Source organism: Stagnihabitans tardus (assembly GCF_009925085.1).
GTDB classification, from domain to species: Bacteria; Pseudomonadota; Alphaproteobacteria; order Rhodobacterales; family Rhodobacteraceae; genus Stagnihabitans; species Stagnihabitans tardus.
Map to the genome: position 1 here is coordinate 42,205 of NZ_JAABNR010000004.1, position 25,479 is coordinate 67,683.

The 25,479-nt window shown below is 66.9% G+C and carries 25 protein-coding genes; 13 read left to right on the plus strand and 12 right to left on the minus strand.

What is annotated here, in order from left to right:
- The first annotated feature begins 203 nt into the window (after positions 1-203).
- Together GV832_RS05105 and GV832_RS05110 are read left to right on the plus strand one after the other, a co-directional pair.
- On the plus strand, positions 204-1,316 hold the full coding sequence (locus GV832_RS05105; RefSeq protein WP_168773761.1) for an aminodeoxychorismate synthase component I: 1,113 nt from the start codon (positions 204-206) through the stop codon (positions 1,314-1,316).
- Positions 1,268-1,876: an aminotransferase class IV gene (locus tag GV832_RS05110; RefSeq protein ID WP_227754248.1), complete on the plus strand. Its 609-nt coding sequence runs from the start codon at positions 1,268-1,270 to the stop codon at positions 1,874-1,876. Before GV832_RS05105 ends, GV832_RS05110 begins: the two co-directional genes overlap by 49 nt.
- 30 nt (positions 1,877-1,906) lie before the next feature.
- Here the strand turns inward: GV832_RS05110 and GV832_RS05115 are convergent, their stop codons facing one another.
- The 4 genes from GV832_RS05115 to GV832_RS05130 form a co-directional block, all read right to left on the minus strand.
- Positions 1,907-2,614 (minus strand): CDP-alcohol phosphatidyltransferase family protein, encoded by a 708-nt coding sequence (locus tag GV832_RS05115; protein ID WP_168773762.1) that lies wholly within the window; start codon positions 2,612-2,614, stop codon positions 1,907-1,909.
- 50 nt (positions 2,615-2,664) lie between these two features.
- Positions 2,665-3,390: an EF-hand domain-containing protein gene (locus GV832_RS05120; RefSeq protein WP_168773763.1), complete on the minus strand. Its 726-nt coding sequence runs from the start codon at positions 3,388-3,390 to the stop codon at positions 2,665-2,667.
- Positions 3,391-3,827: 437 nt separating this feature from the next.
- Positions 3,828-4,772, minus strand: coding sequence for a tyrosine recombinase XerC (locus tag GV832_RS05125; RefSeq protein WP_168773764.1), 945 nt, complete (start codon positions 4,770-4,772; stop codon positions 3,828-3,830).
- Positions 4,760-5,443: a DUF484 family protein gene (locus GV832_RS05130; RefSeq protein ID WP_168773765.1), complete on the minus strand. Its 684-nt coding sequence runs from the start codon at positions 5,441-5,443 to the stop codon at positions 4,760-4,762. The genes GV832_RS05125 and GV832_RS05130 overlap by 13 nt, the downstream gene beginning before the upstream one ends.
- A 201-nt stretch (positions 5,444-5,644) precedes the next feature.
- On the opposite strand from GV832_RS05130, the gene GV832_RS05135 reads away from it, so the two are divergent.
- Positions 5,645-6,901 (plus strand): mandelate racemase/muconate lactonizing enzyme family protein, encoded by a 1,257-nt coding sequence (locus GV832_RS05135; protein ID WP_168773766.1) that lies wholly within the window; start codon positions 5,645-5,647, stop codon positions 6,899-6,901.
- 184 nt (positions 6,902-7,085) lie between these two features.
- Here GV832_RS05135 and GV832_RS05140 read toward each other — a convergent pair whose 3' ends face one another.
- Positions 7,086-7,394 carry a TFIIB-type zinc ribbon-containing protein gene (locus tag GV832_RS05140; RefSeq protein WP_168773767.1) on the minus strand — a complete coding sequence of 103 codons (309 nt, stop codon included), beginning with the start codon at positions 7,392-7,394 and terminating at the stop codon, positions 7,086-7,088.
- Between the two features lie 126 nt (positions 7,395-7,520).
- On the opposite strand from GV832_RS05140, the gene yghU reads away from it, so the two are divergent.
- Positions 7,521-8,360, plus strand: coding sequence for a glutathione-dependent disulfide-bond oxidoreductase (gene yghU, locus GV832_RS05145; protein ID WP_168773768.1), 840 nt, complete (start codon positions 7,521-7,523; stop codon positions 8,358-8,360).
- Positions 8,361-8,395: 35 nt separating this feature from the next.
- Here the strand turns inward: yghU and GV832_RS05150 are convergent, their stop codons facing one another.
- Positions 8,396-10,168 carry a calcium-binding protein gene (locus GV832_RS05150; protein ID WP_168773769.1) on the minus strand — a complete coding sequence of 591 codons (1,773 nt, stop codon included), beginning with the start codon at positions 10,166-10,168 and terminating at the stop codon, positions 8,396-8,398.
- A gap of 264 nt (positions 10,169-10,432) precedes the next feature.
- Here GV832_RS05150 and zapE point away from each other — a divergent pair, with 264 nt between their 5' ends.
- On the plus strand, positions 10,433-11,521 hold the full coding sequence (gene zapE / locus GV832_RS05155) for a cell division protein ZapE (protein WP_168773770.1): 1,089 nt from the start codon (positions 10,433-10,435) through the stop codon (positions 11,519-11,521).
- 54 nt (positions 11,522-11,575) lie between these two features.
- Here the strand turns inward: zapE and GV832_RS05160 are convergent, their stop codons facing one another.
- Complete coding sequence (locus GV832_RS05160) at positions 11,576-12,136, minus strand: DNA-3-methyladenine glycosylase I (protein WP_168773771.1); 561 nt, start codon at positions 12,134-12,136, stop codon at positions 11,576-11,578.
- 132 nt (positions 12,137-12,268) lie between these two features.
- Here GV832_RS05160 and GV832_RS05165 point away from each other — a divergent pair, with 132 nt between their 5' ends.
- From GV832_RS05165 to yddG, 4 genes are all read left to right on the plus strand, one after another.
- Complete coding sequence (locus tag GV832_RS05165; protein WP_168773772.1) at positions 12,269-13,099, plus strand: EAL domain-containing protein; 831 nt, start codon at positions 12,269-12,271, stop codon at positions 13,097-13,099.
- A gap of 180 nt (positions 13,100-13,279) precedes the next feature.
- Positions 13,280-14,455 carry an acetyl-CoA C-acetyltransferase gene (locus GV832_RS05170; RefSeq protein ID WP_168773773.1) on the plus strand — a complete coding sequence of 392 codons (1,176 nt, stop codon included), beginning with the start codon at positions 13,280-13,282 and terminating at the stop codon, positions 14,453-14,455.
- Positions 14,456-14,562: 107 nt separating this feature from the next.
- Positions 14,563-15,288, plus strand: a complete 726-nt coding sequence (gene phbB / locus GV832_RS05175) for an acetoacetyl-CoA reductase (protein ID WP_168773774.1) — start codon at positions 14,563-14,565, stop codon at positions 15,286-15,288.
- A 412-nt stretch (positions 15,289-15,700) separates the two neighbouring features.
- Positions 15,701-16,552, plus strand: coding sequence for an aromatic amino acid exporter YddG (gene yddG, locus GV832_RS05180; protein ID WP_168773775.1), 852 nt, complete (start codon positions 15,701-15,703; stop codon positions 16,550-16,552).
- 164 nt (positions 16,553-16,716) lie between these two features.
- Here the strand turns inward: yddG and GV832_RS05185 are convergent, their stop codons facing one another.
- The 3 genes from GV832_RS05185 to GV832_RS05195 all read right to left on the minus strand — a co-directional run bounded on the left by GV832_RS05185 (position 16,717) and on the right by GV832_RS05195 (position 17,953).
- The gene (locus GV832_RS05185) at positions 16,717-16,881 is read right to left on the minus strand and encodes a YdcH family protein (protein ID WP_168773776.1); all 165 of its coding nucleotides are present in this window, start codon (positions 16,879-16,881) and stop codon (positions 16,717-16,719) included.
- A 110-nt stretch (positions 16,882-16,991) separates the two neighbouring features.
- Positions 16,992-17,735, minus strand: a complete 744-nt coding sequence (locus GV832_RS05190) for a tRNA1(Val) (adenine(37)-N6)-methyltransferase (RefSeq protein ID WP_354001925.1) — start codon at positions 17,733-17,735, stop codon at positions 16,992-16,994.
- Positions 17,732-17,953: a putative signal transducing protein gene (locus GV832_RS05195; RefSeq protein WP_168773777.1), complete on the minus strand. Its 222-nt coding sequence runs from the start codon at positions 17,951-17,953 to the stop codon at positions 17,732-17,734. Before GV832_RS05195 ends, GV832_RS05190 begins: the two co-directional genes overlap by 4 nt.
- Positions 17,954-18,009: 56 nt before the next feature.
- Between GV832_RS05195 and GV832_RS05200 the strand changes: the two genes are divergently transcribed.
- Entirely contained in the window at positions 18,010-19,008 is a 999-nt protein-coding gene (locus GV832_RS05200) for a polyprenyl synthetase family protein (RefSeq protein ID WP_168773778.1), read from the plus strand.
- Positions 19,009-19,238: 230 nt separating this feature from the next.
- Here the strand turns inward: GV832_RS05200 and GV832_RS05205 are convergent, their stop codons facing one another.
- Together GV832_RS05205 and greA are read right to left on the minus strand one after the other, a co-directional pair.
- Positions 19,239-20,252, minus strand: coding sequence for a hypothetical protein (locus GV832_RS05205; protein ID WP_227754249.1), 1,014 nt, complete (start codon positions 20,250-20,252; stop codon positions 19,239-19,241).
- A gap of 86 nt (positions 20,253-20,338) precedes the next feature.
- Complete coding sequence (gene greA, locus GV832_RS05210; RefSeq protein WP_168773779.1) at positions 20,339-20,809, minus strand: transcription elongation factor GreA; 471 nt, start codon at positions 20,807-20,809, stop codon at positions 20,339-20,341.
- 239 nt (positions 20,810-21,048) lie between these two features.
- On the opposite strand from greA, the gene GV832_RS05215 reads away from it, so the two are divergent.
- The 3 genes from GV832_RS05215 (at position 21,049) to GV832_RS05225 (ending at position 25,425) form a co-directional block, all read left to right on the plus strand.
- Positions 21,049-22,698: an electron transfer flavoprotein-ubiquinone oxidoreductase gene (locus tag GV832_RS05215; RefSeq protein WP_168773780.1), complete on the plus strand. Its 1,650-nt coding sequence runs from the start codon at positions 21,049-21,051 to the stop codon at positions 22,696-22,698.
- A 194-nt stretch (positions 22,699-22,892) separates the two neighbouring features.
- Positions 22,893-24,614, plus strand: coding sequence for a tetratricopeptide repeat protein (locus GV832_RS05220; protein ID WP_168773781.1), 1,722 nt, complete (start codon positions 22,893-22,895; stop codon positions 24,612-24,614).
- Positions 24,604-25,425 carry a 4-(cytidine 5'-diphospho)-2-C-methyl-D-erythritol kinase gene (locus GV832_RS05225; RefSeq protein ID WP_168773782.1) on the plus strand — a complete coding sequence of 274 codons (822 nt, stop codon included), beginning with the start codon at positions 24,604-24,606 and terminating at the stop codon, positions 25,423-25,425. Before GV832_RS05220 ends, GV832_RS05225 begins: the two co-directional genes overlap by 11 nt.
- Positions 25,426-25,479: the final 54 nt, after the last annotated feature.

Sequence of the window (25,479 nt, forward strand, 5' to 3'; positions counted from 1 at the left end):
TGGGCCTGCGACATTTTGTCTGCCCTGGACCCAGTGAAGCCACGAATTTTCAATCTGTCCAGCACTGAATAAAAATTTACAGGCCTATGTCAGACCCCTGTGGCTTTCCCGGGGCCAAAGGGTCGTTTTCCGGTGCAAACCAGGCTTTTCCGCACTGGCATCGCGGAGGCTGGCGCTCTAGGTCTGGGGCGATGGAGAATGCGATGATCCTTTTGGAACATGGTCCGGGCGGGCCGGTGCAGTTCGAACATGCGTCAGAGCTGATCGTGGCCCGGCGCCCCGAGGAGCTGCGCCCAGCCCTCGCGGCGCTGGATGCGGCGCGGGCGCGGGGGAAATGGGTCGCGGGCTGGATCGCCTATGAGGCGGGTTTCGCGCTGGAGCCCAAGCTCGCCCGGCTGGCGGTGGATGGTCCCTTGCTGGCTTTCGGGGTCTATGACGCGCCGCGCCCGGCCGTGAGCCCCAGTTCCGGGCGGGTGCGGATCACGGCGCCCCGGCCCCTGGTCTCCTGGCCCGATTACGCGGCGGCCATGGCCAAGGTGAAGGCCTATATCGCCTCGGGCGACTGCTACCAGATCAACCTGACCTTCCCGATGGAGAGCCGCTTGCTGGAGGGCACGGCGCTGGAGCTCTACGCCGCCCTGCGCTCCCAGGCCGTGGGTTACGGCGCCTATTGCGCGCTGCCGGGGGTGCCGGTCCTGGTCTCGCGGTCTCCGGAATTGTTCCTGAAGACCGATGCGGGCGGCAGGATCGAGAGCCGGCCGATGAAGGGCACGGCGCCGCGCGACCCTGACCCGATGCGCGACATGGAGCTGGCCGAGGAGCTGCGGTCCAGCGAAAAGGGCCGGGCGGAAAACCTGATGATCGTGGATCTGCTGAGGAACGACATCAGCCGCATCGCCCGGGTGGGCTCGGTCCGCGTGCCGCAACTCTTCGCCGTCGAGGCCTATGCGACGGTCCACCAGATGATCTCGCGTGTCGTGGGCGACCTGGTCGAGCCGCCCTCCATGAGCCGCCTGATGGAGGCGCTTTTCCCCTGCGGCTCGATCACCGGGGCGCCGAAGATCCGCGCCATGGAGATCATCGCCGAGGTCGAGCCCCATGGCCGCGGCCCCTATTGCGGGGCGATCGGCTGGATGGGCCCGGATGGGGCCTCGTGTTTCAACGTGGCGATCCGGACCCTGCAATTGACCGGCGACCAGATAAGGCTGAACGTCGGCGGCGGTGTGGTGCAGGATTCGACCGCAGAGGGCGAATGGGAGGAGGCGCATTGGAAAGCGCGCTATCTGAACGGGCTCGTGACCCCGGGCTGCGGCTGATCGAGACCATGCTTTGGGATGGGGCTGGCTACCCCCGGCTGGCCTTGCACATGGCGCGGCTGAGCCGTTCGGCGCGGGCTTTTGGTTGGCGCGCGCCCCAGGTGGCGTTGCCTGCGCCCGAGGCTCCGGCGCGGGTGCGGCTGCTGGTCGGGGCCTCGGGGGAGGCTGTGGCGGAGGTCTTTGCCCTGCCAGATGCCAAGGCGGAATGGGTGGTCGGGGTCTCTTCGGTGGTCTTGCAAGATGGGCCATTGCGGCGGTTCAAGACCAACCAGCGGGCCGATTACGAGGCGGCGCGGGCGGGGATGACCTGGGACGAGGCCCTGATGGTGAACGCAAGGGGCGAGGTCTGCGAGGGGACGATCACCTCGGTCTTCTTCGACCGGGGGCAGGGGATGCGCACGCCGCCCCTGTCTTGCGGGTTGCTGGAGGGGGTCCTGCGGGCCGAGCTTAGTGTCCCGGAGGAGGTCTTGCGGGTGGAGGACCTGGGGCGGGTGCGGCTCTGGGTGGGCAATGCGCTGCGCGGGCTGATCCCGGCGCGGCTGGCCGGACAGGCGGGCTGAAACCCGCCCCGGGCCCTTGTCAGTCCTGTCTCAGACGATCCGGTCGATCGATTTCTGCGGCAGGATCTGCTGGGCGATGCCTGCGAGGCAGAGGTAAAGCGATGAGCCGAGCAGCAGGTAATGCACGATCCCGCCCTCGTTGAACTCGACCCAGGCGGATTGTGCCGCCGTCACCAGCCAGAGGATCGAGACCGAGAGGTTCAAGGGATGCCAGCGCGGGGTCCGGGTCGGGTGGATGAACTTGAGGTTCAGGAACATCGCCACCGTCAAAAGCACGATCACCGCCAGGACGACATTCGGCCCGGGGTTCAGCGCGAACAGCACCAGGACGACCATGTTCCAGCAGGCGGGGAAGCCCGCAAAGCTCTTGTCCTTGGTCTTCATGCGGGTGTCGGCAAAGTAGATGACCGAGCCATAGATCAGCGCACCCAGGGCCAGGGCGCCCAGCGGGCCTTGCAGCATCCCCTTGGCCCAAAGCGCATAGGCCGGGATGAAGACATAGGTCAGGTAGTCGACGATCAGGTCCATCAGCTCGCCGTCATGGATCGGCCAGTTGGTCTTGACGTCATAGCGCCGCGCCAGGGGCCCATCGACCCCGTCGACGATCAGCGCGACGAGCAGCCAAAGGAACATCATGCTCCATTGCCCCTCGACCGCGGCCAGCATGGCCAGCATCGAGAGGACCGCGCCCGTGGCGGTCAAGAGATGGACAAGCAGGGCTTTCATGCGCATCGACATAGCCGCCTGATGCCCGCAAAACCGGCGCAATGCAAGCTTTCAGCCGCAGATCAGCCCATCAAGGTGGCGCGCAGACGGGCGGCTATGGCCTCACGCTCTTGCTCGGAGGAGGCGCCGCCCTCGGGATTGACGCGCATCGAGAAGATCGCCTCGTACATCGATTTCGGCGCGGTTTCGGGCCGGGCCACGATGCCGATGTCCGCACCGGGCAGGCCACCGGAGCCCAGGCCCAGGGCCGAAGCAACCTCGGCCCGTGAGAGCGTGCTGTTGCCGTCGGCGTCGAGTTGGGCCATGACCTGATCCAGGAGGCCGTTGAAACGGTCGTCCATGGGCCGGGCGGCCGAGGTCAGGCCCGCGACGGCCGTCGTCAGCTCGTTGGCCGAGATCGCACCATCGCCGTCGCCATCGACCCGTGCGACGATGCTGGAAACAAGGCCCGCGACGCCAGAATAAGTGCCGTTGCTGGCCACGGCCTGGAAGGCCTGCGACAGTTCGGCCGCGCTGAGCGTGCCGCTCCCGTCGCGATCCAGCGCCGAGATGGCGCGGGACGAGAGGTCGGCGGGCGCGCCGGTCTGATCGACCAGGGCCGCGAAAAGGCTTTCGGGCGAGGCACCGCGGGCGGTGTCGGGCGGGGCATTGGAGGAAGCCTGGCGCGAAGCGACCGGGCTGATTTCATCGGCCGGGGCTTGCGACTTCGGCCTTCCGAACAGCGACAGAAGCGCGCGGCTTCCGGCACCGGACAGGGCAGAGATCATGACCGTTCCTTTCTGGACCATGCCCGTTTGAGGCGGGCTGACAATCACTTTTCCACAGGCTGGTTTACAAAGCCCTAAGCCGCCAAGTTGAATACTTAAAATGCAATCCTTTCACCCCTGAAGGCCACGAAATGCGCTAACGCCCGGAAGAATCACCCAAAGCCCCTCAGACCATATCCCGCCCGGCCGAGACTCCCGCCGCAAGCTGGTCCGCATTGAAAGTCCCATCGCGCAGGCCCTCCGGCTATGAGTCGCGCCAGGCAGGGCCGGCCGCGAGGAGCACTAGGGGCGGATCGGGCCGCCGCTGCGGCAGCTTCCCGAACGCTGTCTCGCCGCCGCCCCCCAACCATCCCTGTCCCGTGACGCCGCAGACACCGTGCCACCCGCCAAGGTCCCACAGTCGGCAGGGCCGGGCTTGGGCCCCCAAGGCCGCGCCCTTGCAGTCGGCAGAGCCCCCCTCAGGCCCTGGGATGGGAGGCCGCATAGACCTCCATCAGCCGCGCCGCATCGACCGCCGTATAGGCCTGGGTGGTCGAGAGGGAGGCATGGCCCAGCAGCTCCTGGATCGCGCGCAAATCGCCCCCAGCCGCCAGGAGATGGGTTGCAAAGGAATGGCGCAGGGCATGGGGCGTCGCGGTCGAGGGCAGGCCGAGGCGCAGCCGTGCCGCCTCCATCGCGCGGGCGATGAGGCGCGGGTTCAGCGCGCCTCCCCTTGCCCCGCGAAAGAGCGGCGCGTCGCGCTCGACCGGGTAGGGGCATTGCCGGACGTAATCGGCCACGGCCTCGCGGGCCACGGGCAGGACGGGCACCAGCCGCTCTTTCCCGCCCTTGCCCTTGATGCGCAGGACGTCGGGCAGGGGATGGGCCTGACCCGTCAGGCCAAGCGCCTCGGAGATCCGCAAGCCGCAGGCGTAAAGCAGCGTCGTTACTGCCAGGTCCCGCGCCCCGATCCAGCCTTCACGCGCCTCGCCCATATCGGCGATGACCTCTTGCGCCCCATCCACCGACAGCGGGCGCGGCAGCTTGCGCAGGTATTTCGGCCCCCGGGCGGACAGAACCACCGTCGGGTCGATCTCGTCGCGATCGGCCAGCCAGCGCATGAAGTTGCGCACCGAAGACAGCGCCCGCGCCAGCGACCTTGGCGACAGGCCCCTGTCGCGCTCATAGGCCATCCAGGCCCGCAGGTCGGTCTGGGAGACGGTGGCCAGGACCTTCACCCCCTCGGCCCCGCCGCGATAGCCCGCCAGGAACCCCAGGAAGCGCCGCAGGTCGGTCGCATAGGCCGCACAGGTGCGCGGCGAGGCGCCCTTGACGGCGCTCAGGTGATCCAGCCAGCGCGCCAGGGCCGCCTGCTGGCCCTCGGAAGCCTGAACCTCGGAGCCTTGGAGATCTAGGCCAGCCATTTCCGCATCACCCTTTCAAACACGCCGCCGAAGAAGGCCAGCAGGTCCGTGCCATGGGTGGGTTTGAACTGGTGCGGGTCCTCGGCGCCAAGCGCGAGAAGGCCGGGCAGCCGCCCCTCGCCCAGGTCAAGCCGCAAGAGCGCCTCGGACCGGACCCAGTCGCCCGCCTCGCCATAGATGCCGCCCGGGTCGGGCAGGGTCTGGCGCAGCATCACGGGCCGCGCCATGGCGCGCCCCCGCGTCAGGTAGTCGTTCACGAAGCCCGGCCGCACCGCCAGGATCGCGCCCGAGACCGGCTCGGGCACCGGACCCTCCGAGCGGGTCTCCAGGATCAGCCGCACCGCCTCGACCCGCAGGGTCTGGGCCACGGTCCCGGTCAGGGTGGCGAGAAAGCCCGGGAAATCCACGGGCTCCAGAAGCTGCAGGATGGCGCGGTGGACCTGGTTCGTCCCCGCCAGGTTCTCATAGGCCGCCGCGATCACCGTGCGATGGGTGTCCTCCAGCCGGTCGAGCTTCTGGTTCAGCCGCTCCATCGCGAGCCCCCGCAGGTCGACGACATTGGTGCCCGCCGCCCGGTCATTGGCGCCGATCAGCGCCTGCATGACGTCGCGGTCTTCCAACAATGCCTCGGGCGAGGCGAGAATGCGGTCTCGGGTGTCGGGGTCGATCATGGTGCCTCTTTGCGGCTCTGCTGGCCGTTTGGCGCGCAGTATAGGCGCTTTTCCGGCGCTGTCGCGGCGGAAAATGCGGGAAAGCCCGGGGTGAGTCCAAGGCGCCACAGGGCCTTGCCGGTTTGCGACATGGGGTGTCGCGGATCGCCAAGGGGGGCGGGGCTTGGCGCCTTAGGCTTGGGGAAACCTCGGGAGGCGCGGATGAAACTGAAAGACCTGGAAATCTTCGTCGTGGCGCCCCCCGCGCCCGGTTGGGGCGGGCGCTATTGGATATTCACCAAGCTGACCACCGATGACGGGATCACGGGCTATGGCGAGTGCTATGCCTCGACCGTGGGCCCCAAGGCGATGAAGGCGGTGATCGAGGACGTCTTTGACCGCCACATGGCGGGGGAGAACCCCGAAAACATCGAGCTGATGTATCGCCGCGTCTATTCCAGCGGCTTCACCCAGCGCCCCGACCCCACGGTGATGGGCGCCTTCTCGGGGCTGGAGATCGCCTGCTGGGACATCCTCGGCAAGGCGCGGAACCGTCCGGTCTGGGCTCTCTTGGGCGGGCGGATGAATAAGCGGGTGCGGTCCTACACCTATCTCTACCCCGAGCCCGGCGAGGATGCGGCCGAGTTCTGGGTCAATGCCGACATGACGGCCGAGGCGGCGGCAAGGGCGGTGAAACAGGGCTTCACGGCGGTGAAATTCGACCCTGCGGGCCCCTATACGATCCGGGGCGGGCATGAGCCGGCCATGTCGGATATCTCCCGCAGCGTCGAGTTCTGCCGGAAGATACGGGCAGCGGTGGGCGACAAGGCGGATTTGCTCTTCGGCACCCATGGCCAGTTCACCACCCCGGGCGCGATCCGCATGGGCCAGGCGCTCGAGCCCTATAATCCCCTTTGGTACGAAGAGCCGATCCCGCCCGACAACCTTCTGGAATTTGCCGAGGTCGCGCGCCATATCCGCATTCCCCTGGCCACGGGCGAGCGTCTGACGACCAAGGCCGAGTTCGGGACCCTGCTCCGCGCGGGCGGGGTCAAGATCCTGCAACCGGCGCTGGGGCGGCTGGGGGGGATCCTCGAGGCCAAGAAGCTCTCCGCCATCGCCGAGATCTTCAACGCCGAGATGGCGCCGCATCTTTATGCCGGGCCGGTGGAATGGGCGGCGAATATCCATCTGGCGGTCTCGATCCCGAACCTCTTGATGGCCGAGACGATCCAGACCGGGGGCGCCTTCCACCTGGCGCTGATCAAGCATTCACTGAAATGGGAGGACGGCTATATCCTGCCGCCCGAGGGCCCGGGGCTTGGCATCGACTTCGACGAGGACCTGGCGCGGGGGCATGAATACAAGGGGACCGGCCTGCACCTGCAGATGCAGGAGGCAGCCTGCGACTATCGCCACGGCAACAGGTTTGAAGGCGGGGCTCCGGCCGATAACCCGAAGCAAGGCCCTGCCGACTGACCCGGACGGCGAGGCCTTTGGCGTCGCCCCGCCGACTGTGGGATAGGCCCTGCCGACTGCGAGCGCAACCTGTCCGGCCGACCGAAGCCCTGCCGACTTGGGGCCCCGGTCCCCCGGCGCCGTCCTTGCAGTCGGCAGGGCCGCCCCTGACGGGATGCGCGGCGGTGCAGTCGGCGGAGCGCCTTCAGAAGTCGAAAAGCTCGCCCAGGAAGCTCTCGCGCTTGCGCTTGCCGTGATAGCGATCGTCGTAGCGATCCTTCTCGTAGCGGTCCTTTTCATAGCGCTCATCCCGGCGCTCTTCGCGATAGACCGGCTGGGCGGCCTGCGGCGGCGGGGGCGGAGGGGCCGCGACCGCCGGGCCTGCCGCGCGTTCGATGATCTTGTCCAGCTCGCCGCGATCCAGCCAGACGCCCCGGCATTTCGGGCAATAGTCGATCTCGACCCCCGAACGGTCGGCCATCACCAGGGTCTCGTTGTCCACGGGACATTTCATCGAACCTATCCTCCTTTGCTTCACTCATGCACAGATGGGATGGCGGAATTGCACTGCAAGACCCATTGAACTCATCGTGAGCGAAGCCTACCCCTTTCAAGCATGTTTCCGCCCATAGGAGCCGCCATGACCGAGACCTATACGCCGCCGAAAGTCTGGACCTGGGACAAGCCGAACGGCGGGCAGTTCGCCTCGCTGAACCGTCCCATCGCAGGCGCCACGCATGACGCCGAGTTGCCGCGCGGCGCCCATCCCTTCCAACTTTACTCCCTGGCCACGCCGAATGGCGTCAAGGTCACCATCCTCTTCGAAGAGCTGATCGAGGCGGGCTTTGCGGCGGAATACGACGCCTGGCTGATCTCGATCTCGAAGGGCGACCAGTTTGGGTCGGGCTTCGTGGAGGTGAACCCCAATTCCAAGATCCCCGCACTTTTGGACCTCTCGGGCCCCGAGCCGCTGCGGGTCTTCGAAAGCGGCTCGATCCTGGTCCACCTGGCCGAGAAATTCGGCGCCTTCCTGCCCGTATCGGGGCCGAAGCGGACCGAGACCTTCAACTGGCTGATGTGGCAGATGGGCTCGGCCCCTTTCCTCGGCGGCGGCTTTGGCCATTTCTTCGCCTATGCGCCGGAAAAGATCGAATATGCGATCAACCGCTATGCCATGGAATCCAAGCGCCAGATGGATGTGCTGGACCGCCACCTGGCCGAGAACGAATTCGTCGCGGGCGACTACTCCATCGCCGACATGGCGATCCTGCCCTGGTATGGCAACCTCGCGCTCGACAAGTCCTATCCCCGCGCGGGTGAGTTCCTCGACGCGGCCGCCTATACCAATGTCAAGCGCTGGGCCGAGCAGCTGAGCGCGCGGCCGGGGGTGATCCGGGGCCGCATGGTCAACAAGAACTGGGGCGACGAAGGCCAGGTGCCCGAGCGCCACTCGCCCGCCGATTTCGCGGGCAAGCTGTGATCTGACCCTCGGGGCCCGCTGCCTGGTGGCGGGCCCTAAAGGACGAAGTCGCTGGCCGACAGCGTGACCAGGCCGCCCAGCACGATCTGCATGTCATTGACCACGACCCCGGCGCGGCGGATCTCGATCACGGTATTGCCCGCGTCCTGGAACCAGCGGATCTCGGCCTGGGTGCCGGTGAAAGCCGCTTGACCGCGCCAGGCAAAGGCATCATCCGCCCCCCCCGCCACTGGGTCGATGGCGGAAAGGTCGATCCGGTCTTCGCCCGCGACGAACCCATTGATCCGGTCGATGCCGAGGGCCGTGTTGGAATCGGTGAAGGCCGCAAAGACGAAAAGGTCGGCACCCGCCCCCCCCTCCATCGTATCGGCCCGCGCGCCCCCGTTCAGCGTGTCATTGCCCGCCCCGCCCGACAGAACATCCGCCCCTCCGAGGCCGGTGAGCACATTGTCGAAGCTGTCTCCGGTCAACTGGTCGTTCTGCGCCCCGCCCGACAGGTTCTCGAAACCCGAGACCGTCAGGAGCCCCACATCCTTGTAGATGATGGACAGGGTGGCCAGGTTGGCCACCACCCCGGCCGGGTCGGTGATCAGGTCAAAGCGCAGCGTATCGATGCCGAGCCCCCCCATCATCGTGTCATTGCCATAGCCCGCAAAGATCACGTCATCGCCCGAGCCGCCGTTCAAAAGGTCCTCGCCCTCGCCTGCGCGCAGCGAATCGTTGCCCATCCCGCCCTGGAGCCGGTTGGCGCCCACCCCACCCTCCAGGCTGTCATTGCCCGCAAGCCCGCGCAGGATGTCGTCGCCCGAATCGCCGATCAGCCAATTGTCCATTCCATTGCCGATCCCCAGCATCCCCGTGGCGCCGATCAGGGTCAGCTTCTCGATCCCATTGGCCAGGCGGAAGTTGCACGAGGCCCAGATCCAGTCATATCCCCCGGCCGTGTCGACGATCACCGTATCGGTGCGGTCGACATGATAGGTATCCGCCCCCGCCCCGCCGAAGACCGAGCCCATGACCCGGCCTCCGGTCTGCCAAAAGACATTGACGCCGTTGCCCAGCGTCACATCGCCCATGACCACCCCGCTGACCCGCACCACGTCGTTGTTGGAGTTCAGGCGGATATTGCCGTTGATCGTGCCCGAGTTGAAAATATTGCCCGACAGCGTGGCCGTAACATTGCCCTCGATCAGGCCAGAGTTGCGCAAGGTCAGCGCTCCGTCCACCTGGATGGCGGCCTCCAGGATCGAGGCATTCAAGAGGTTGCCCGTGTTGGTCAGGTTGACCGCGCCATTGCCGGTGACCAGGATCGTGGCCCCGGTGCCTGCGGTCGACAGCGTGCCATTGTTGGTGATGATCGCGCGCGAGGTCGTGTTCAGGGCCAGCGACAGCGCCGCCCCCGCCGTGTTGCCCAGGCCCTGCAAGAGCCCCGTATTGCCGATGTTGATCTGGCTGCCGGTCGCGGCGGCAGAGAGCGTCACCGCCTGGCCTCCGCTGATATGGCCCGCATTAGCCAGGGCGAAATTGCCCGAGAAACTGCCCGAGATCGCGGGCAGGTTGATCCCGGCCGCGATGACCGAGCCCGTCGAGGCCACGGTGACCGAGGTCGAGCTGACGGCGTTCAGCAGAAGCGGGCTGGCCGTGGTGGCGGCGATGGCGCCATAGGCGATCAGGGTTGCGGTGCCGGTCATGGTGACGCTGGAGCCAGTGGTGGCCAGGATCGAGCCCGAGGCCGCGACCATGCCGAACTCGCCGCCCGCCAGCACCTGGCCCGAGGTCGTGTTGGTGGATATGACGAAGGAGGACATCCGATGCTCCGGCAAGGGGGGCTTCCGCATCCTTGGGCATCCCATCCCGGGCCTAGGATTTCCTTTATCCCCCCGGGGATTGGCCTTGGAATCGGTTCAGAATCTGCCCGGGGTTTGACGCGGATTTGAGGCGGATTTGGTTGGGATTCGCGAGGGATTTAGCTGGGATTTTGGGTGGATTTGCCGCAGTTTGTCCCAGCGGGCCCTTGCCCTGGCCCGGTCAGGGTGGCTTTCCAGCCCCGGACCGATTTGGTATGCGACGGTATGCGACAGACCTTGCCCGAGATCCTCTCCGACCGCGTGGCGCGGGGCGACATCAAGCCCGACGCGCTGCAAGCCGCGCTGGCTGGCGCGCTGGAGCCCTTGCGCGCCTGGCTGGAAGAGCACGGGCCGCGCAAATCCGGGCTGAAGGCGCTGTTTTCGCGGGCTCCAAAGCCGCCGAAGGGCGTCTACCTTTGGGGCGGGGTCGGGCGCGGCAAGTCCATGATGATGGACCTTTTCTTCAACGCGACCGACCTTGGCGCAAAGCGGCGCGTGCATTTCCATGCCTTCATGCAAGAGGCCCACAAGGCCATGCATATCGCCCGGCAAAAGAACATCGAGGACGCGCTGGAGCCCTTTGCCGCAGCCCTCGTGGCCGACATCCGGCTTTTGGCCTTCGACGAGATGCAGATCACCGATATCGCCGATGCCATGGTCGTGGGCCGCTTGTTCGAGAAGCTTCTGGCGGGGGGTGTGGTCATTGTCGTGACCTCGAACCGCGCGCCGGAGGAGTTGTACAAGAACGGGCTGAACCGGGCGCTCTTCCTGCCCTTCATCGCCATGCTGCGCGAGCGGTTCGAGGTCATGGAGCTCGACAGCCCGCATGACTACCGCCAGAACCGGCTGGCGGGGGCTCAGGTCTATTTCCACCCCGCAGGGGCCACACGGGGCGAGATCGCAGCGATCTGGGCCGACCTGACGCGGGGGGCCGAGGTCGGGCCCCTGGTCCTGGCCGTCAATGGCCGGCAGTTGGAGCTGTCGCGCTTTGCCAATGGCGCGGCGCGGGCCTCGTTCTGGGAGCTCTGCGGGCGGCCGCTGGGGCCGGGCGATTACCTGGCCCTGGCCCAGGCCGTGCGGGTCCTGGTGCTGGAGGATATCCCGCAGCTCTCGGCCTCGAACTACAACGAGGCCAAGCGCTTCGTGACCCTGGTGGACGCTTTGTATGAGGGCAAGGTGCGGCTCATCGCCTCGGCCGCCGATGAGCCGGAGCGGCTTTACCTCGAGGGCACGGGGTCCTTCGAATTCGCCCGCACGGCAAGCCGTCTGCGCGAGATGCAGGGGGCGGAGTGGGGCGCGGATCGCCAGGACTGACCCCGGGGAGGCCCCCGGTCGCCCCACCCACCCACCCGCGCCCGGGGGCCTCCCCTACCGTCGCGACTTGTGACAGGTGACGAGGTGGTCGTCGATCAGCCCGCAGGCCTGCATCCAGGCATAGACGATGGTGGGCCCCACGAAGGTGAAGCCCGCCTTCTTCAGATCGCGCGACAGGGCACGGGAGATCTCGGACTCCGTCGGGATATCGCCATGGGTCGCGGGGCGGTTCACCAGGGGTTTGCCGCCCACATGGCGCCAGCAGAAGGCGGCGAAATCGGGGATATCCAGATAGGCGCGGGCGTTCTTGACCGCGCCCGCGATCTTGCCGCGATGGCGCACGATGCCGGGGTTCTGCAAGGCGCGCTCGATCCGGGCCTCCTCCCATTGGGCGATGCGGGCCGGGTCGAAGCCCTCGAACTCGGCGCGGAAAGCCTCGCGCTTGCGCAGGATCGTGATCCAGGAGAGCCCGGCCTGGAACCCGTCCAGGATCAGCTTCTCCCACAAGGCGCGTGGGTCGTATTCCGCCACGCCCCATTCCTGGTCGTGATAGGCCATGTACAGCGGGTCACTTCCGCACCAGGGGCAGCGGTTCAGGTCTTGGGGCAGGGACATCCTGGGCCTTATTGTTTCGTATTTTGCATAAAACCGGAAATTCACCGGCCATTTACGAATGTCGCAGAGATTGCGCAGATGACCAAGGCAGCGTGATAAGGTCCAACGCGCTTGTGGCGCAAGAGGGACGCGATGAAACTGACGGACATCAGCAATGGATCGGGGTTCGACAGCCCCCTGGGCGTGGCCGTCTCGATGGCCGAGCGTGAGACCATGGTCATGGTGGAAGAGGCGATCCGCCTTCGCCGCGTGGCCCTGGCCTATCAGCCCGTGGTCCTGTCGCGCGACCCCTCCCGCGTGGCCTTTCACGAAGGCCTGATCCGCGTGCTGGAACCCAATGGCCGCATCATCCCGGCCGGGGAATTCATGCCCGTGGTCGAGGCGCATCAGCTTGGCCGCGAGATCGACTGCGCCGCGCTGGAACTGGGCCTGCGCGAACTGGCTCTGCATCCCGACCTGCGGCTGTCGATCAACATGTCGGCGCGGTCGATCGGCTATCCGCGCTGGCTGCGGGTGCTGAATGCCGGGATCGATGCGGGCCCGACCGTGGGCGAACGCCTGATTCTCGAAATCACCGAAAGCTCGGCCATGACCGTGCCCGAATTGGTCGTGGCCTTCATGGAGGATTACCAGCGCAAGGGCGTGGCCTTTGCCCTGGACGATTTCGGCGCCGGAAACACCGCGATCCGCTACTTCAAGGACTTCTTCTTTGACATCCTGAAGATCGACGGCCAATTCGCCCGCCGCATCCACCGCGACCCCGACAACCGGGCGCTGATGGCCGCCATGGTGTCAATCGGCAAGCATTTCGAGATGTTTACCGTGGCCGAGGCCGTGGAATCGCCCGAGGAAGCCGCCTGCCTGCAAGAGCTGGGGGTCGACTGCATGCAGGGCTTCCTCTTCGGCGCGCCCTCGGTCCAGCCGCCCTGGGCGCCGGACCTCGCCGCGCGGAAGCTGGCCTGAACCCCAGTCCTGACCCTTGCGCTGACATGACAGGGTTTGCGCTTCGTGCATGACGCTGCGGCAATCTGGCCATAGCCCGGCCCCAAGCAAAAGTTGATTTTTAACCCTGTTCCGTCTAGGCCATGCTGCAGAGCGGCATGGAGGAGCCAGCCGCGCCAGGATGGAAAAGGCGAGGATACCATGACCAATGTCGTGATCGTTTCGGCGGCGCGGACCGCTGTCGGCAGCTTCAACGGGGCTTTTGCCGCCACTCCGGCGCATGATCTGGGGGCCGCGGTGATCGAGGCCGTCGTGGCGCGGGCGGGTATCGAGAAGGCCGAGGTCGAAGAGACGATCCTGGGCCAGGTGCTGACCGCCGGTCAGGGGCAGAACCCGGCGCGGCAAGCCGCGATCAAGGCCGGTCTGAACAAGGAGGCCTCGGCCTGGGGTCTGAACCAGGTTTGTGGCTCGGGCCTTCGGGCGGTGGCCCTGGGCGCGCAGCATGTGCAGCTGGGCGATGCCGGGATCGTGGTGGCCGGTGGCCAGGAAAACATGAGCCTCTCCCCCCATGTCGCGCATCTGCGCGCGGGCCAGAAGATGGGCGACCTGAACTTCATCGACTCGATGATCCGCGACGGTCTGTGGGACGCCTTCAACGGCTATCACATGGGCATCACCGCCGAGAATGTCGCCAAGCAGTGGGAGATCTCCCGCGAGGCGCAGGACCTCTTCGCCCTGGCCTCGCAGAACAAGGCCGAGGCCGCGCAGAAGGCCGGCCGCTTCGTCGAGGAAATCGTCCCCTTCCTGATCAAGACCCGCAAGGGCGATGTGACGGTGGATGCCGATGAATACATTCGCCATGGCGCGACGCTGGAGTCGATGTCCAAGCTGCGCCCGGCCTTCGCCAAGGATGGCTCGGTGACGGCCGGCAATGCCTCCGGTCTGAACGACGGCGCGGCGGCGGTTTTGCTGATGTCCGAGGCCGAGGCTGCGCGCCGGGGCCTGAAGCCGCTCGCCCGCATCGCCTCCTATGCGACGGCTGGCCTGGACCCCGCGATCATGGGCGTGGGCCCGATCTTCGCAAGCCGCAAGGCGCTGACCAAGGCGGGCTGGAACGCCGCCGACCTCGACCTGGTCGAAGCCAACGAGGCCTTCGCGGCCCAGGCCTGCGCGGTCAACAAGGACATGGGCTGGAACCCGGATGTGGTGAACGTGAACGGCGGCGCCATCGCCATCGGCCACCCGATCGGGGCTTCGGGCGCCCGGATCCTGAACACGCTGATCCACGAGATGAAGCGTCGCGGCGCCAAGAAGGGCCTCGCCACTTTGTGCATCGGCGGCGGCATGGGCGTTGCCATGTGCCTCGAGGGTCTCTGACCTTTCCGAATTTCGGGTGCGAAAATCTGTCACATCTCCCCTTGCGCAATAAAGTTGCGCAAGGGGCCTGAATTCTTGTAACTGATTTCCTGTAGAGGGAGGATGACATGTCGAAAGTGGCTCTGGTGACGGGAGGCTCGCGCGGGATCGGCGCGGCGATCTCGGTGGCGTTGAAGGCGGCGGGCTATACGGTCGCCGCGAATTACGCGGGCAATGACGAGGCGGCGGCGAAGTTCACCGCCGAGACCGGGATCAAGACCTACAAGTGGTCGGTCGCCGATTACGACGCCTGCAAGGCGGGGATCGCCCAGGTCGAGGCCGAGCTGGGCCCGGTTTCGGTCCTGGTGAACAATGCGGGCATCACGCGCGACGCGATGTTCCACAAGATGACCCCGCAGCAGTGGAAAGAGGTCATCGACACCAACCTGTCGGGCGTCTTCAACATGACCCATCCGCTGTGGTCGGGGATGCGGGATCGCAAGTTCGGGCGGGTGGTCAATATCTCGTCCATAAACGGTCAAAAGGGTCAGGCGGGCCAGGCGAATTACTCGGCCGCCAAGGCGGGGGACCTGGGCTTCACCAAGGCGCTGGCGCAAGAGGGCGCAAGGGCGGGGATAACCGTCAACGCGATCTGCCCGGGCTATATCGCGACCGAGATGGTGAAGGCCATCGACGAGAAGGTCCTGGCCGAGCGCATCATCCCGCAGATCCCCGTCGGCCGCCTGGGTGAACCGGAAGAGATCGCGCGGATCGTGGTCTTCCTGGCCTCGGAAGACGCGGGCTTCATCACCGGCTCGACCATCTCGGCCAACGGCGGGCAGTTCTTCGTCTGAGCGGGGTCCGGGAGGTTTTGCAGGCATGAAATGCCAGCGAAGCCTCCAGGAGGACGCCGGGGGTGATGAGCGCCCGGAAAACCTTCCAGTGGAAGGTTTTCAGCGAAGAACGCCGCGCAACGCCTTGCGCGGCAGGGGCGCCCCCCGAACCCCCCGCCCAAAGGGGAGCACGCTCCCCTTTGGAAACCCCGTGGATATTTTTGACCAGAAAAAATGAAAGAGTCGCCCGGATCGGGACGCCTTTTGTCCTTCATTCTGGCCAAGACTGACGAGGGTTTCTCAAGGGGGCCCCCGGCCCTCTTGAGGCGGGGGGGCGGGGGTATGCCATTTGTTTCGCCACGGGTTCGAGAAACAAGTGGCATGAGCCCCCGCCTCACCTTGCGTCATGGCGAAACTTCGGCTCAATAGCCAAATGACCAAGACAAGAGCCACCTGGATTGGGTTCACCGCCGTTCTGATGTGGGGTGCGCTTGCGGCCCTGACGATCGGCACAGCCCCCGTGCCGCCCTTGCAACTGAACGCGATCTGCTTTGGCCTGGGTGGGCTCATCGGCCTGATCTGGATGGCTGCCACAGGTGGCTTTGGCCGCCTGAGGGGCGTCTCCTGGAAGGTCTATGCCTTTGGCACGCTTGGGCTTTTCGGCTATCACCTGATCTATTTCACCGCCTTCCGCCTGGCGCCCTATGCCCAGACCAGCCTCATCGCCTATCTCTGGCCGCTCTTCATTGTCCTCTTCTCCGGCCTCCTGCCCGGAGAGCGCCTGCGCCCGCTCCACCTGGTCGGCGCCGCCGTGGCCTTTGCGGGCGCTGCGCTTATCGTCCTCGGACGCGGCGCCGCAACGGGACCCGGAGCCGGGCTCGGCATGGCGCTGGCCTTCCTTTGCGCCCTGACCTGGGCCGGCTATTCCATCCTCTCCCGCCGCCTCGGAGAAGTCCCGACCGAGGCCGTCACCCTCTATTGCCTGGCCACCGCCCTCCTGTCGGCGCTGTGTCACCTGGGGCTCGAGACCACCGCCTGGCCCGCGACGGGGCAGGGCTGGCTCTCGGTCGCGGCCCTGGGCCTCGGTCCTGTGGGGCTCGCCTTCTTCACCTGGGACATCGGGATGAAACGCGGCGACATCCAGCTCCTGGGCACGCTCTCTTACGCAGCCCCTCTCCTCTCGACGTTGATCCTGGTGGCCACCGGCGGGGCCGAGCCCACCATCAGCCTTGGCCTCTCTGCGCTTTTGATCACCGCCGGGGCGGGCCTGGCCGCCCGCGCCTGACCCCGCAGTCGGCAGGGCCGGGGCAGGGCGGAGGCGCTGCGGGGGCAGTCGGCAGGGCCCAGAATGAAAAAGGGCGACCCGGGGGCCGCCCTTTCGCATCTTCGCTGGAACGGACCCCAAGCCATCGCAAGCCCGCATCGGGCACGATCGGCGGGTCCTGCGCCTTATTGCGACAGCCGCGTGATCTCCTCTTTGATCTTCAGCTTCTGCTTTTTCATCTCGGCGATGTCCAGATCGCTGGTGCCGGGGCTCCGCTGGGCCACCTCCACCGCGGTCGAGAGGTTTTCGTGCTTCCGCTTCAGCTCGGCGATATGCGAGGCAACGGACATGGACTTCTCCTCATTCTGGTTGCTCAGGACCCCAGTGAGCCATGAAAATCCGAGTCTGTCATCAAAACTTCACGGTTACTCTGCCGAAAGTTGAGTAAAGAGCGCGTTAATCAGCCAAATTCCGCCAAGAGCCCGGCGCCCATGCGCAGGATTTCGTTGGCGCGCGGCGTATAGCCCTCGCGGTCGCCCTCATGCGCCGCGCCCCGGTGCAGGACCAGGGGCGCCAGCATCCGGAACCCCGCCCGCCCGCCCTTCCGCGCCCGCAGGATCAGACGTTTCGCCTCCCGCCCCTCGCGCGGCAAAAGCGGCAAGAGCCGGGCCGAGCCGAGTTTCCCAAGGCTGCCAAGCACTTCCGGCAGGCCCTCGGTCGAAAAGATCATCGTCAGCCAGCCCCCGGGCTCCAGCCGCCGCGCCGCAGCCTCGACCCAGGGCGCAAGCCCGATCTCGGCGCGCAGCGCAATGTCGCGGCCCGTGACCGGCGATTGCGTGCCGCCGCGCGGATAGAAGGGCGGGTTGGCGATGACATGGTCAAAGCCGCGCCGGAGGCTCGGCGGCATCTCCGTCAGGTCTCCGGTCACCACCTCCAGCGCCATGCCGTTCTCGGTGGCATTGCGCCGGGCCAACGCCGCGTAATCCTCCTGCAGCTCCAGCCCCGCCTGCAAAAGCCCCGGCACCCGCGCGCCAAGGCACAAGGAGGCCGCCCCCGCCCCGCAGCCGAGGTCCAAGACGCTTTGCCCCGGTTCGGCCGGGCAGGCCGCCGCCAGAAGCACGGCATCATTGGCCGCGCGGTAGCCCTTTTCCGGCTGCCACAGATGCAGGCGGCCGCAAAGAAAGGCATCATGGGTCAGGCTCACTTCAGCGCCTCGGCCGGGAAATCATTGTCGACCAGGACCGCGCGGGCGACGAAGTAATCCCGCTCGGCCACCATCAAGCGGCGCGGCAAGAGGAAGCTCGAACCCGTGAAGACGCTCATGTGGACGTCCAGCTCAAAGGCCGCTATATCCTCGCCCGCAAGCAATGCCTGCGCGAAGGGGATCAGCGTGGGGTCTGTGGTCGAGACAAGAAGCCGCATGATCCGATGGTTAACCCGCAAGCGCCCGCCCGTCGAGGGCCCGTCGAGGTGTAAGGATGAACGTGACCGCCGCGCTGAAACCCCAGGATGCCCTGGCCGCCCACCTCGCAGCTGACATGGAGGCGGTCAACGCCCTGATCCGCGAGCGCATGGCCAGCCGTCATGCGCCCCGCATCCCCGAGGTGACCGCTCACCTGGTCGAAGCCGGGGGCAAGCGGCTGCGGCCGATGCTGACCCTGGCCGCGGCCCGGCTCTGCGGTTACCAGGGGGGCGACCATGTCAAGCTGGCGGCCACGGTGGAGTTCATCCATACCGCGACGCTTCTCCATGATGACGTGGTCGATGAAAGCACCCAGCGGCGCGGGCGGCCGACGGCCAACCTCCTGTGGGACAACAAGTCCTCGGTCCTGGTGGGCGACTATCTCTTCGCCCGCAGCTTTCAGTTGATGGTGGAAACCGGGTCCTTGCGGGTGCTCGACATCCTCGCCAATGCCAGCGCCACGATAGCCGAGGGCGAGGTCCTGCAATTGACCGCCGCCCAGGATCTGAAGACCGACGAGGGGATCTATCTGCAAGTGGTGCGCGGCAAGACGGCGGCGCTGTTCTCGGCCGCGACCGAGGCGGGGGGCGTGATCGCGGGCGCGCCGGAGGCGGAGGTCAAGGCGCTCTTCGACTATGGTGACGCGCTTGGGGTGGCCTTCCAGATCGCCGATGACCTTCTGGATTACGGCGGCAGCTCGGCTGTGATCGGCAAGAACACCGGCGATGATTTCCGCGAGCGCAAGGTGACCCTGCCGGTGATCAAGGCCGTGGCCCGCGCCTCGGCCGAAGAGCGCACCTTCTGGGTCCGGGTGATCGAGAAGGGCGACCAACGGGACGGCGACCTGGAACGGGCGCTGGCGCTCTTGACCTCCAGCGGCGCGCTCGAGGCGGCGCGGGCTGACGCTTTCGCCTGGGCCGCCAAGGCGCGTGCGGCGCTTTCGCTTCTCCCCGATCACCCGTTGCGCGCCATTCTGTCGGACCTGGCGGATTACGTGGTGAGCCGGTTGAACTGAGGGGGGGCTCCGCCGACTGCCCCCGGGCAGACCGCTTTCGGGCCCGGCCCTGCCGACTGCCAGGATGGGCCCTGCCGACTGCACCCGGGCGCAAAGGGCCATGGCACGGCTCTGCCGACTGCAAGACCCGGCGCTCGCCGCACTTGGTGGCACCTTGCCGCCCAGGCCCGAAGCCGGTTGGGCCGCCAGGCCCAGAGGCGAGGCAAAGGCTTGCGGCGTCAGCCGCTCCTTCAGTCGAAGGTTCCGGTCACGCGACCGAAGAGCATGAAGGCCCGCGCGGTCCTGGTATCGGACAGGGCCGAGAGCTGGGCATCGCTCGCCTTGGGCTCCATCGCCACGAAAGCCTTGTCGAAGCTGCGCAGGAAATGGTGCGCCACGTCGCGGAAGATCTCGTCTTCCCGCATCCGCGCCGCCGTCAGGGCCAGGCAGGACCGGTCCCGGATTCCACCCAGCGCCGCAATCGCCCGCCCGCGCTCTCCGGCCGCGAACTTGCGCCAAAGTTCAGGCTTCGCGCGGTCCGGGGCGAGGTCGTCCATGTAGATCCCGTCCTCGGCCAGGAGGTTCAGCACATCCTGCGAGGCCTGGATCAGCTTGGAGGTCAGCCGGTCGGCCAGGGCCAGTTTCAGCGCGGCAAAGGCCTTCACATCCTCGGGGCCGTCGGGGAAATGGATCGCGCGCAGGAAATCCTCCATCCCCAGGGGCGCGCCCATGTCCTCGGGCGCATCGAGGCCCAGACCCGGTTGCTCTTCGAAGCGCGGTTGGGCGCTGCCTTCGCGGCGGCTCTGAAAGGTCAGGCGCGGCGCTTCCTCGGGTTGAGCCGGGGGGGCGGGCACGGGGATCGCCCGGGCTTGGGCTGCGGGCGCCGCCGCGGCAGGGGGCGCCGCGGTTCGGGGCGCGGGGGCATTGGCGGCTTGCAGGCGCATCTGGTCCATGACCATCTGCAACCGCTCGCGTTCGGCGCGCAAGAGCCGCACCTGGTCCAGCGAGAGCGCAAGGACCCAGATCATCGCGACCGGCACCACGACCGAGACCAGGGCGAGGCCGCGCGCAACCAGGCCCTCGGGCGCCGTGCCATACCAGACGAAGACGCCCAGCAGGATCCATGCCACCGAAAGTCCCAGGGCCAGCAGATAGGCCGCGGGCGAGACCGCAGGCGCCTGCGGCCGCGCAGGGCCAGGCCGCTGCGCGCCGCCAACCTCGGGCCGCAGGCTCAGGTCCTCTTCGTCGCGTGTCGTCTCGGCCATGGTCCCGCCCGCCTCGTCAGATGCCTGTCACAGGTCCCGGCCCGCGATCCGGGCCCCCAAAGGGCCTGACCGCGGACCCCTGGCCCTCAGATGTAGCGGATGCTCAGGACTTCATAGCTCTTCTGGCCGCCGGGCGTCTTGACCTCGACCGAATCGCCTTCGTCCTTGCCGATCAGGGCCCGGGCCAGCGGAGAGCGGATGTTCAACAGGCCGCGTTCCAGGTCGGCCTCGACCTCGCCCACGATCTGGTAGGTCTTTTCCTCGCCCGAATCCTCGTCGGCCAGGGTCACCGTGGCGCCGAATTTCACCGTGCCCGACATCTTGGCGGGGTCGATGACCTCGGCGCGGCCGAGGATCGATTCCAGCTCCTTGATCCGGCCCTCGACGAAGCTCTGCTTCTCGCGGGCGGCATGGTATTCGGCGTTTTCCGACAGGTCGCCATGTTCGCGCGCCTCGGCAATGGCGCGGATGACGGCAGGACGCTCCACCGACTTCAGATTCTTCAACTCGTCGTCCAGCGCGTCATAGCCGCCGCGCGTCATCGGGATCTTTTCCATCAGCCTGCTTTTCGCAAAGAACAAGGTCACAGCCCTGACCGGGCCATGACCTTGCGATTGCCCCCTTTAAAGGCAGGATGGGGCTGAAATGCAAGAGGGAAGGCGCGAATAGGCGGAAGCCGGTCGGGGCAGCGATAGATTCTTGCGTTTGCCCTGCCATGACAGGCTGTTTCCTTGCGTCGGGCGTTGACCTCATGCTGCGCTTGCGGCAAGGAAAAGCAAAACAGAAGGGGGCCGGGATGACCGAGATCGTTCGTGAAGAGATGGAATATGACGTGGTCATCGTGGGCGCCGGGCCTTCGGGCCTGTCCGCCGCGATCAGGCTCAAGCAGCTTGATCCCGATCTGTCGGTGGTGATCCTGGAAAAGGGCTCCGAGGTTGGCGCCCATATCCTCTCGGGCGCGGTCCTGGACCCCTCGGGGCTGGACGCCCTGCTGCCCGACTGGCGGAGCATGGGGGCGCCGATCAAGACCGAGGTCAAGGAGGACAACTTCTATATCCTCGGGCCGGCCGGTCAGATGCGCATCCCGAATTGGCCCATGCCGCCCCTGATGAACAACCACGGCAATTACATCGTCTCGATGGCCAATGTCTGCCGCTGGATGGCGGGCGTGGCCGAGGGCTTGGGCGTCGAGATCTTCCCGGGCATGTCGGCCTCGGAGCTGGTCTATGGGCCCTCGGGCGAGGTGCGCGGCGTGGTCGCGGGCGAGTTCGGCAAGAACCCCGATGGCACCCCGGGGCCGTCTTACGAGCCTGGCATGGTCCTGGCGGGGAAATATGTCTTCCTCTCGGAGGGCGTGCGCGGGTCGCTGGCGAAAGAGGTTATCACGAAATATGACCTCTCCAAGGGCCATTCCCCGCAAAAATTCGGCCTTGGCATGAAGGAGATCTGGCAGATCGACCCCGCCAAGCATCACGAGGGCCGCGTGACCCATACGATGGGCTGGCCTTTGGGGAGCAATGCAGGCGGCGGCTCCTTCATCTATCATCTCGAAAACAATCAGGTTTACGTCGGTTTCGTCGTCCACCTGAACTATGAGAACCCGCATCTCTATCCTTACATGGAGTTCCAGCGTTTCAAGCATCACCCGATGGTCGCCGACCTCCTGAAGGGCGGCAAAAGGGTGGCCTATGGCGCAAGGGCGATCTCGGAGGGCGGTTACCAGTCGATCCCCAAGATGGTGGCCCCGGGCGTGGCGCTTCTGGGCTGCACGGCGGGTCTGGTGAACGTGCCCCGCATCAAGGGCAACCACAATGCCATGCTCTCGGGCAAGGCTGCGGCCGAGGCGGCCCATGATGCGATCAAGGCGGGCCGTCGGGGGGATGAGCTGACCTCTTACGAGGCCGATGTCCGGGGTGGCGCCATCGGGAAAGACCTGAAGAAGGTCCGCAACGTCAAGCCGCTCTGGAGCCGCTATGGCCTGGTGGCCTCGCTCTTCGGCGGCGGCGCCGACATGTGGGCCAATACTTTCGGCCTGACGATCTTCGGCACGCTGAAGCACGGCAAGACCGATGCCCAGGCGACCGGCAAGGCTTCGAAGTTCAAGCCGATCGATTACCCCAAGCCCGATGGCGTCCTCTCCTTCGACCGGCTGACCAACATCGCCTTCTCGGCCACCAACCATGACGCCGATCAGCCCGCCCATCTGAAGCTGAAGGACGCCTCGATCCCGATCCGCGTGAACCTGCCCGAATACGACGAACCGGCGCAGCGTTATTGCCCGGCCGGGGTCTACGAGGTGGTGCGCGAAGAGGGCCGCGACCCGCGCTTCCAGATCAACTTCCAGAACTGCGTCCATTGCAAGACCTGCGACATCAAGGACCCGTCGCAGAACATCACCTGGACCACGCCCCAGGGCGGCGGCGGCCCGAATTACCCGAACATGTGAGCGGGCAAGCCCGCTCGGGCCCAACATGTGAGCGGGGCAAGCCCGCTTGGGCCCAACATGTAACCGGCCGGCGCGCTCGCGCCCCGGTCACCGAAATTTGCAGGGAATTCCGCTGGCCCGGGGGCGCAACCCCCGGGCCCTTCCTTGCAACCTGCCGCGCCGCCCTCTAGCCTGAGCCCATGGAGGAGACCCCGATGCCGCTTACCCCGCGCCGCGCCTTTCACCTTGCCTCCGTCCTGGCCTTGGCGCTTGGCGCGCATGGCGTCTGGGCGGGCAGCGCCCTGGCCCAGACCCCGGGCCCCGACCGGGGCGGCGCCGGGGCCTATCTCGCCGCGCGCTCGGCCATGTCGCAGGACGATTTCCCGGCCGCCGTCGAATGGTTCCGTGCGGCAATTGCCGCCGACCCGGCCAACCCCGACCTTTTGGAAAGCGCCATCGCGGCAGAGCTCGCCATGGGCCACCTCGATCAGGCGGGCGCCTATGCCCAGGCGATGGAAAAGGCGGGCCATCAAAGCCAGATCACCAACCTGGCTTACCTGGCTGACCTGGCGATGAAGGACGATTACCGCCAGATGCTGACCGAGCAGGACAAGGGGCGGCAGATCTTCCCGCTTCTTGACCTGCTGATCGGCGCCTGGGCAAAGGTGGGCGAGGGCAAGATGTCCGAAGCCTCGGTCACTTTCGACAAGATGATCGCCGAAAGCGGTGGTCCCACGGCGATGTGGCTCTATCACAAGGCCCTGGCGCTCGCACAGACCGGCGATTTCGAGGGCGCGCAGAAGCTCTTCTCCGACCCCGGGGCCGAGGGAGTCTCCGGCCTGCGGCGTGGCATCATCGCCCAGGTCCAGGTCCTGAGCCAGCTCGAGCGCGGGCCGGAGGCCGTGGCGCTGATCGACAAGCGCTTCGGCCTGGTGCTCGATCCCGGCATGGAAGACCTGCGCCGCCGGGCAGCGGCCGGAGAGCCCATCCCCTTCGACATCGCCCGCAATGCGCGTGAGGGCCTGGCCGAGGCTTTCTTCACCTGGGCCACGCTGACCACCGACGAGAACGACCTTCTCTCGCCCTTGCTGTCGGCCCGCATCGCGGCGGGCCTGCGCCCCGACCATGTCGAGGCGCAGTTGATGGTGGCCCGCATCCTGGACGAGATGGGCCAGCATGACCTGGCCATCGAGGCCTTTGCCGCCGTGCCCGAAAACGACCCGGCCGCGATCTCGGCCGTCCTGGGTCAGGCCAATGCCGCGATCCAGGCCAAGCGCCCCGAACAGGCGGTGGAGCTTCTGACCGCGCTCTCCAAGCGCCACCCGGCCGATCGGACGATCCTGGCCTCCTTGGGCGATGCGCTGCGGGCACAGGAGAAATGCGACCTGGCCATCCTGGCCTATGGCGATGCGATTGCCACCTTGGCAGAACCCGGCCCCGGCGACTGGCCGCTTTACTACCGCCGCGCGGGCTGTGCGCAGGTCGAGGGCGACTGGGCCTCGGCCGAAAAGGACCTGGAGTTCGCCCTGACGCTCGCCCCCGACGAGCCGCGCCTCTTGAACGAGCTGGGTTATTCCTGGGTCGACCGGGGCGAGAACCTGGACCGCGCTTTGGACATGCTGCGCCGCGCGGTTCGGGCCGCGCCGGACCAGGGCTATATCCTCGACAGCCTGGCCTGGGCCTATTTCCGGCTCGGGCAATATGACAAGGCCGTGGTGCCGCAAGAGGCGGCCTCTTTGCTGATGCCGGTCGATCCGGTGGTGACCGATCACCTGGGCGACATCTACTGGATGGTGGGGCGCAAGCGCGAGGCCGAGTATCAATGGCACCGGGCGCTGTCGTTTTCTCCGACCGAGAAGGATGCGGCGCGGATCCGGCTGAAGCTGGAAAAGGGGCTCGATGCGGTCATGGCGGATGAAGCCAAGAATGGCGGCTGAGGTTTCGCGCCTGGCGCGGGCCAAGATCAACCTGGCGCTGCATGTGACGGGGCGGCGGGGGGATGGCTATCACCTGCTCGATTCGCTGGTCTGCTTCGCCGAGGTCGGGGATGTGATCCGCGTCGCACGTGCCGAAGACCTGTCGCTGAAAGTCACGGGCCCGATGGGCGCGGGCCTGACGGCGGGAGAGGACAACCTGGTCCTGCGCGCTGCCCGGCTGATGCCTTCGGCGGCCATCGTGCTGGAGAAACACTTGCCCCTGGCCTCGGGCATCGGCGGGGGGTCGGCCGATGCGGCGGCGACGCTCCTGGCCCTGGCCGAGCTCCACGGCGTTCCGCTGCCCGAAGCGGGCGCGGTCCTGGGCCTCGGCGCCGATGTGCCTGTCTGCCTGGCGGGAAGCCCCGCACGGATGCGCGGCATTGGCGAGGACCTGACCCCGGTGACCCTTCCCCCCGCGCATCTGGTCCTGGTGAACCCGGGCTTCGGCATATCGACGCCCGAGGTCTTCCGCGCCCTGACCTCGCGCGAGAACCCGCCCCTGGCCGGTATCCCCCGCTTCGTCGATGTGGCTGCGCTGGCCGCCTGGCTGGCGAGGACGCGCAACGACCTGGAGCCTGCCGCCCTGCGCCTGCGGCCCGGGATTTCCGAGGTGCTGGCCGCGCTCACCGCGCAAGAGGGCTGTCTTCTGGCGCGCATGTCGGGTTCAGGCGCCACCTGCTTTGGGCTTTTCGCCGAGGCGGAGGCGGCAAAGTCCGCAGCCCTGTCCCTGACCCGCCCCGGTTGGTGGGTGAGGGCGGCGGCGCTGTCCTGAGCAGGCCCTGCCGACTGCAAGGTCAGCGCGCCCGTGGAGGCTTGGGCCCTGCCG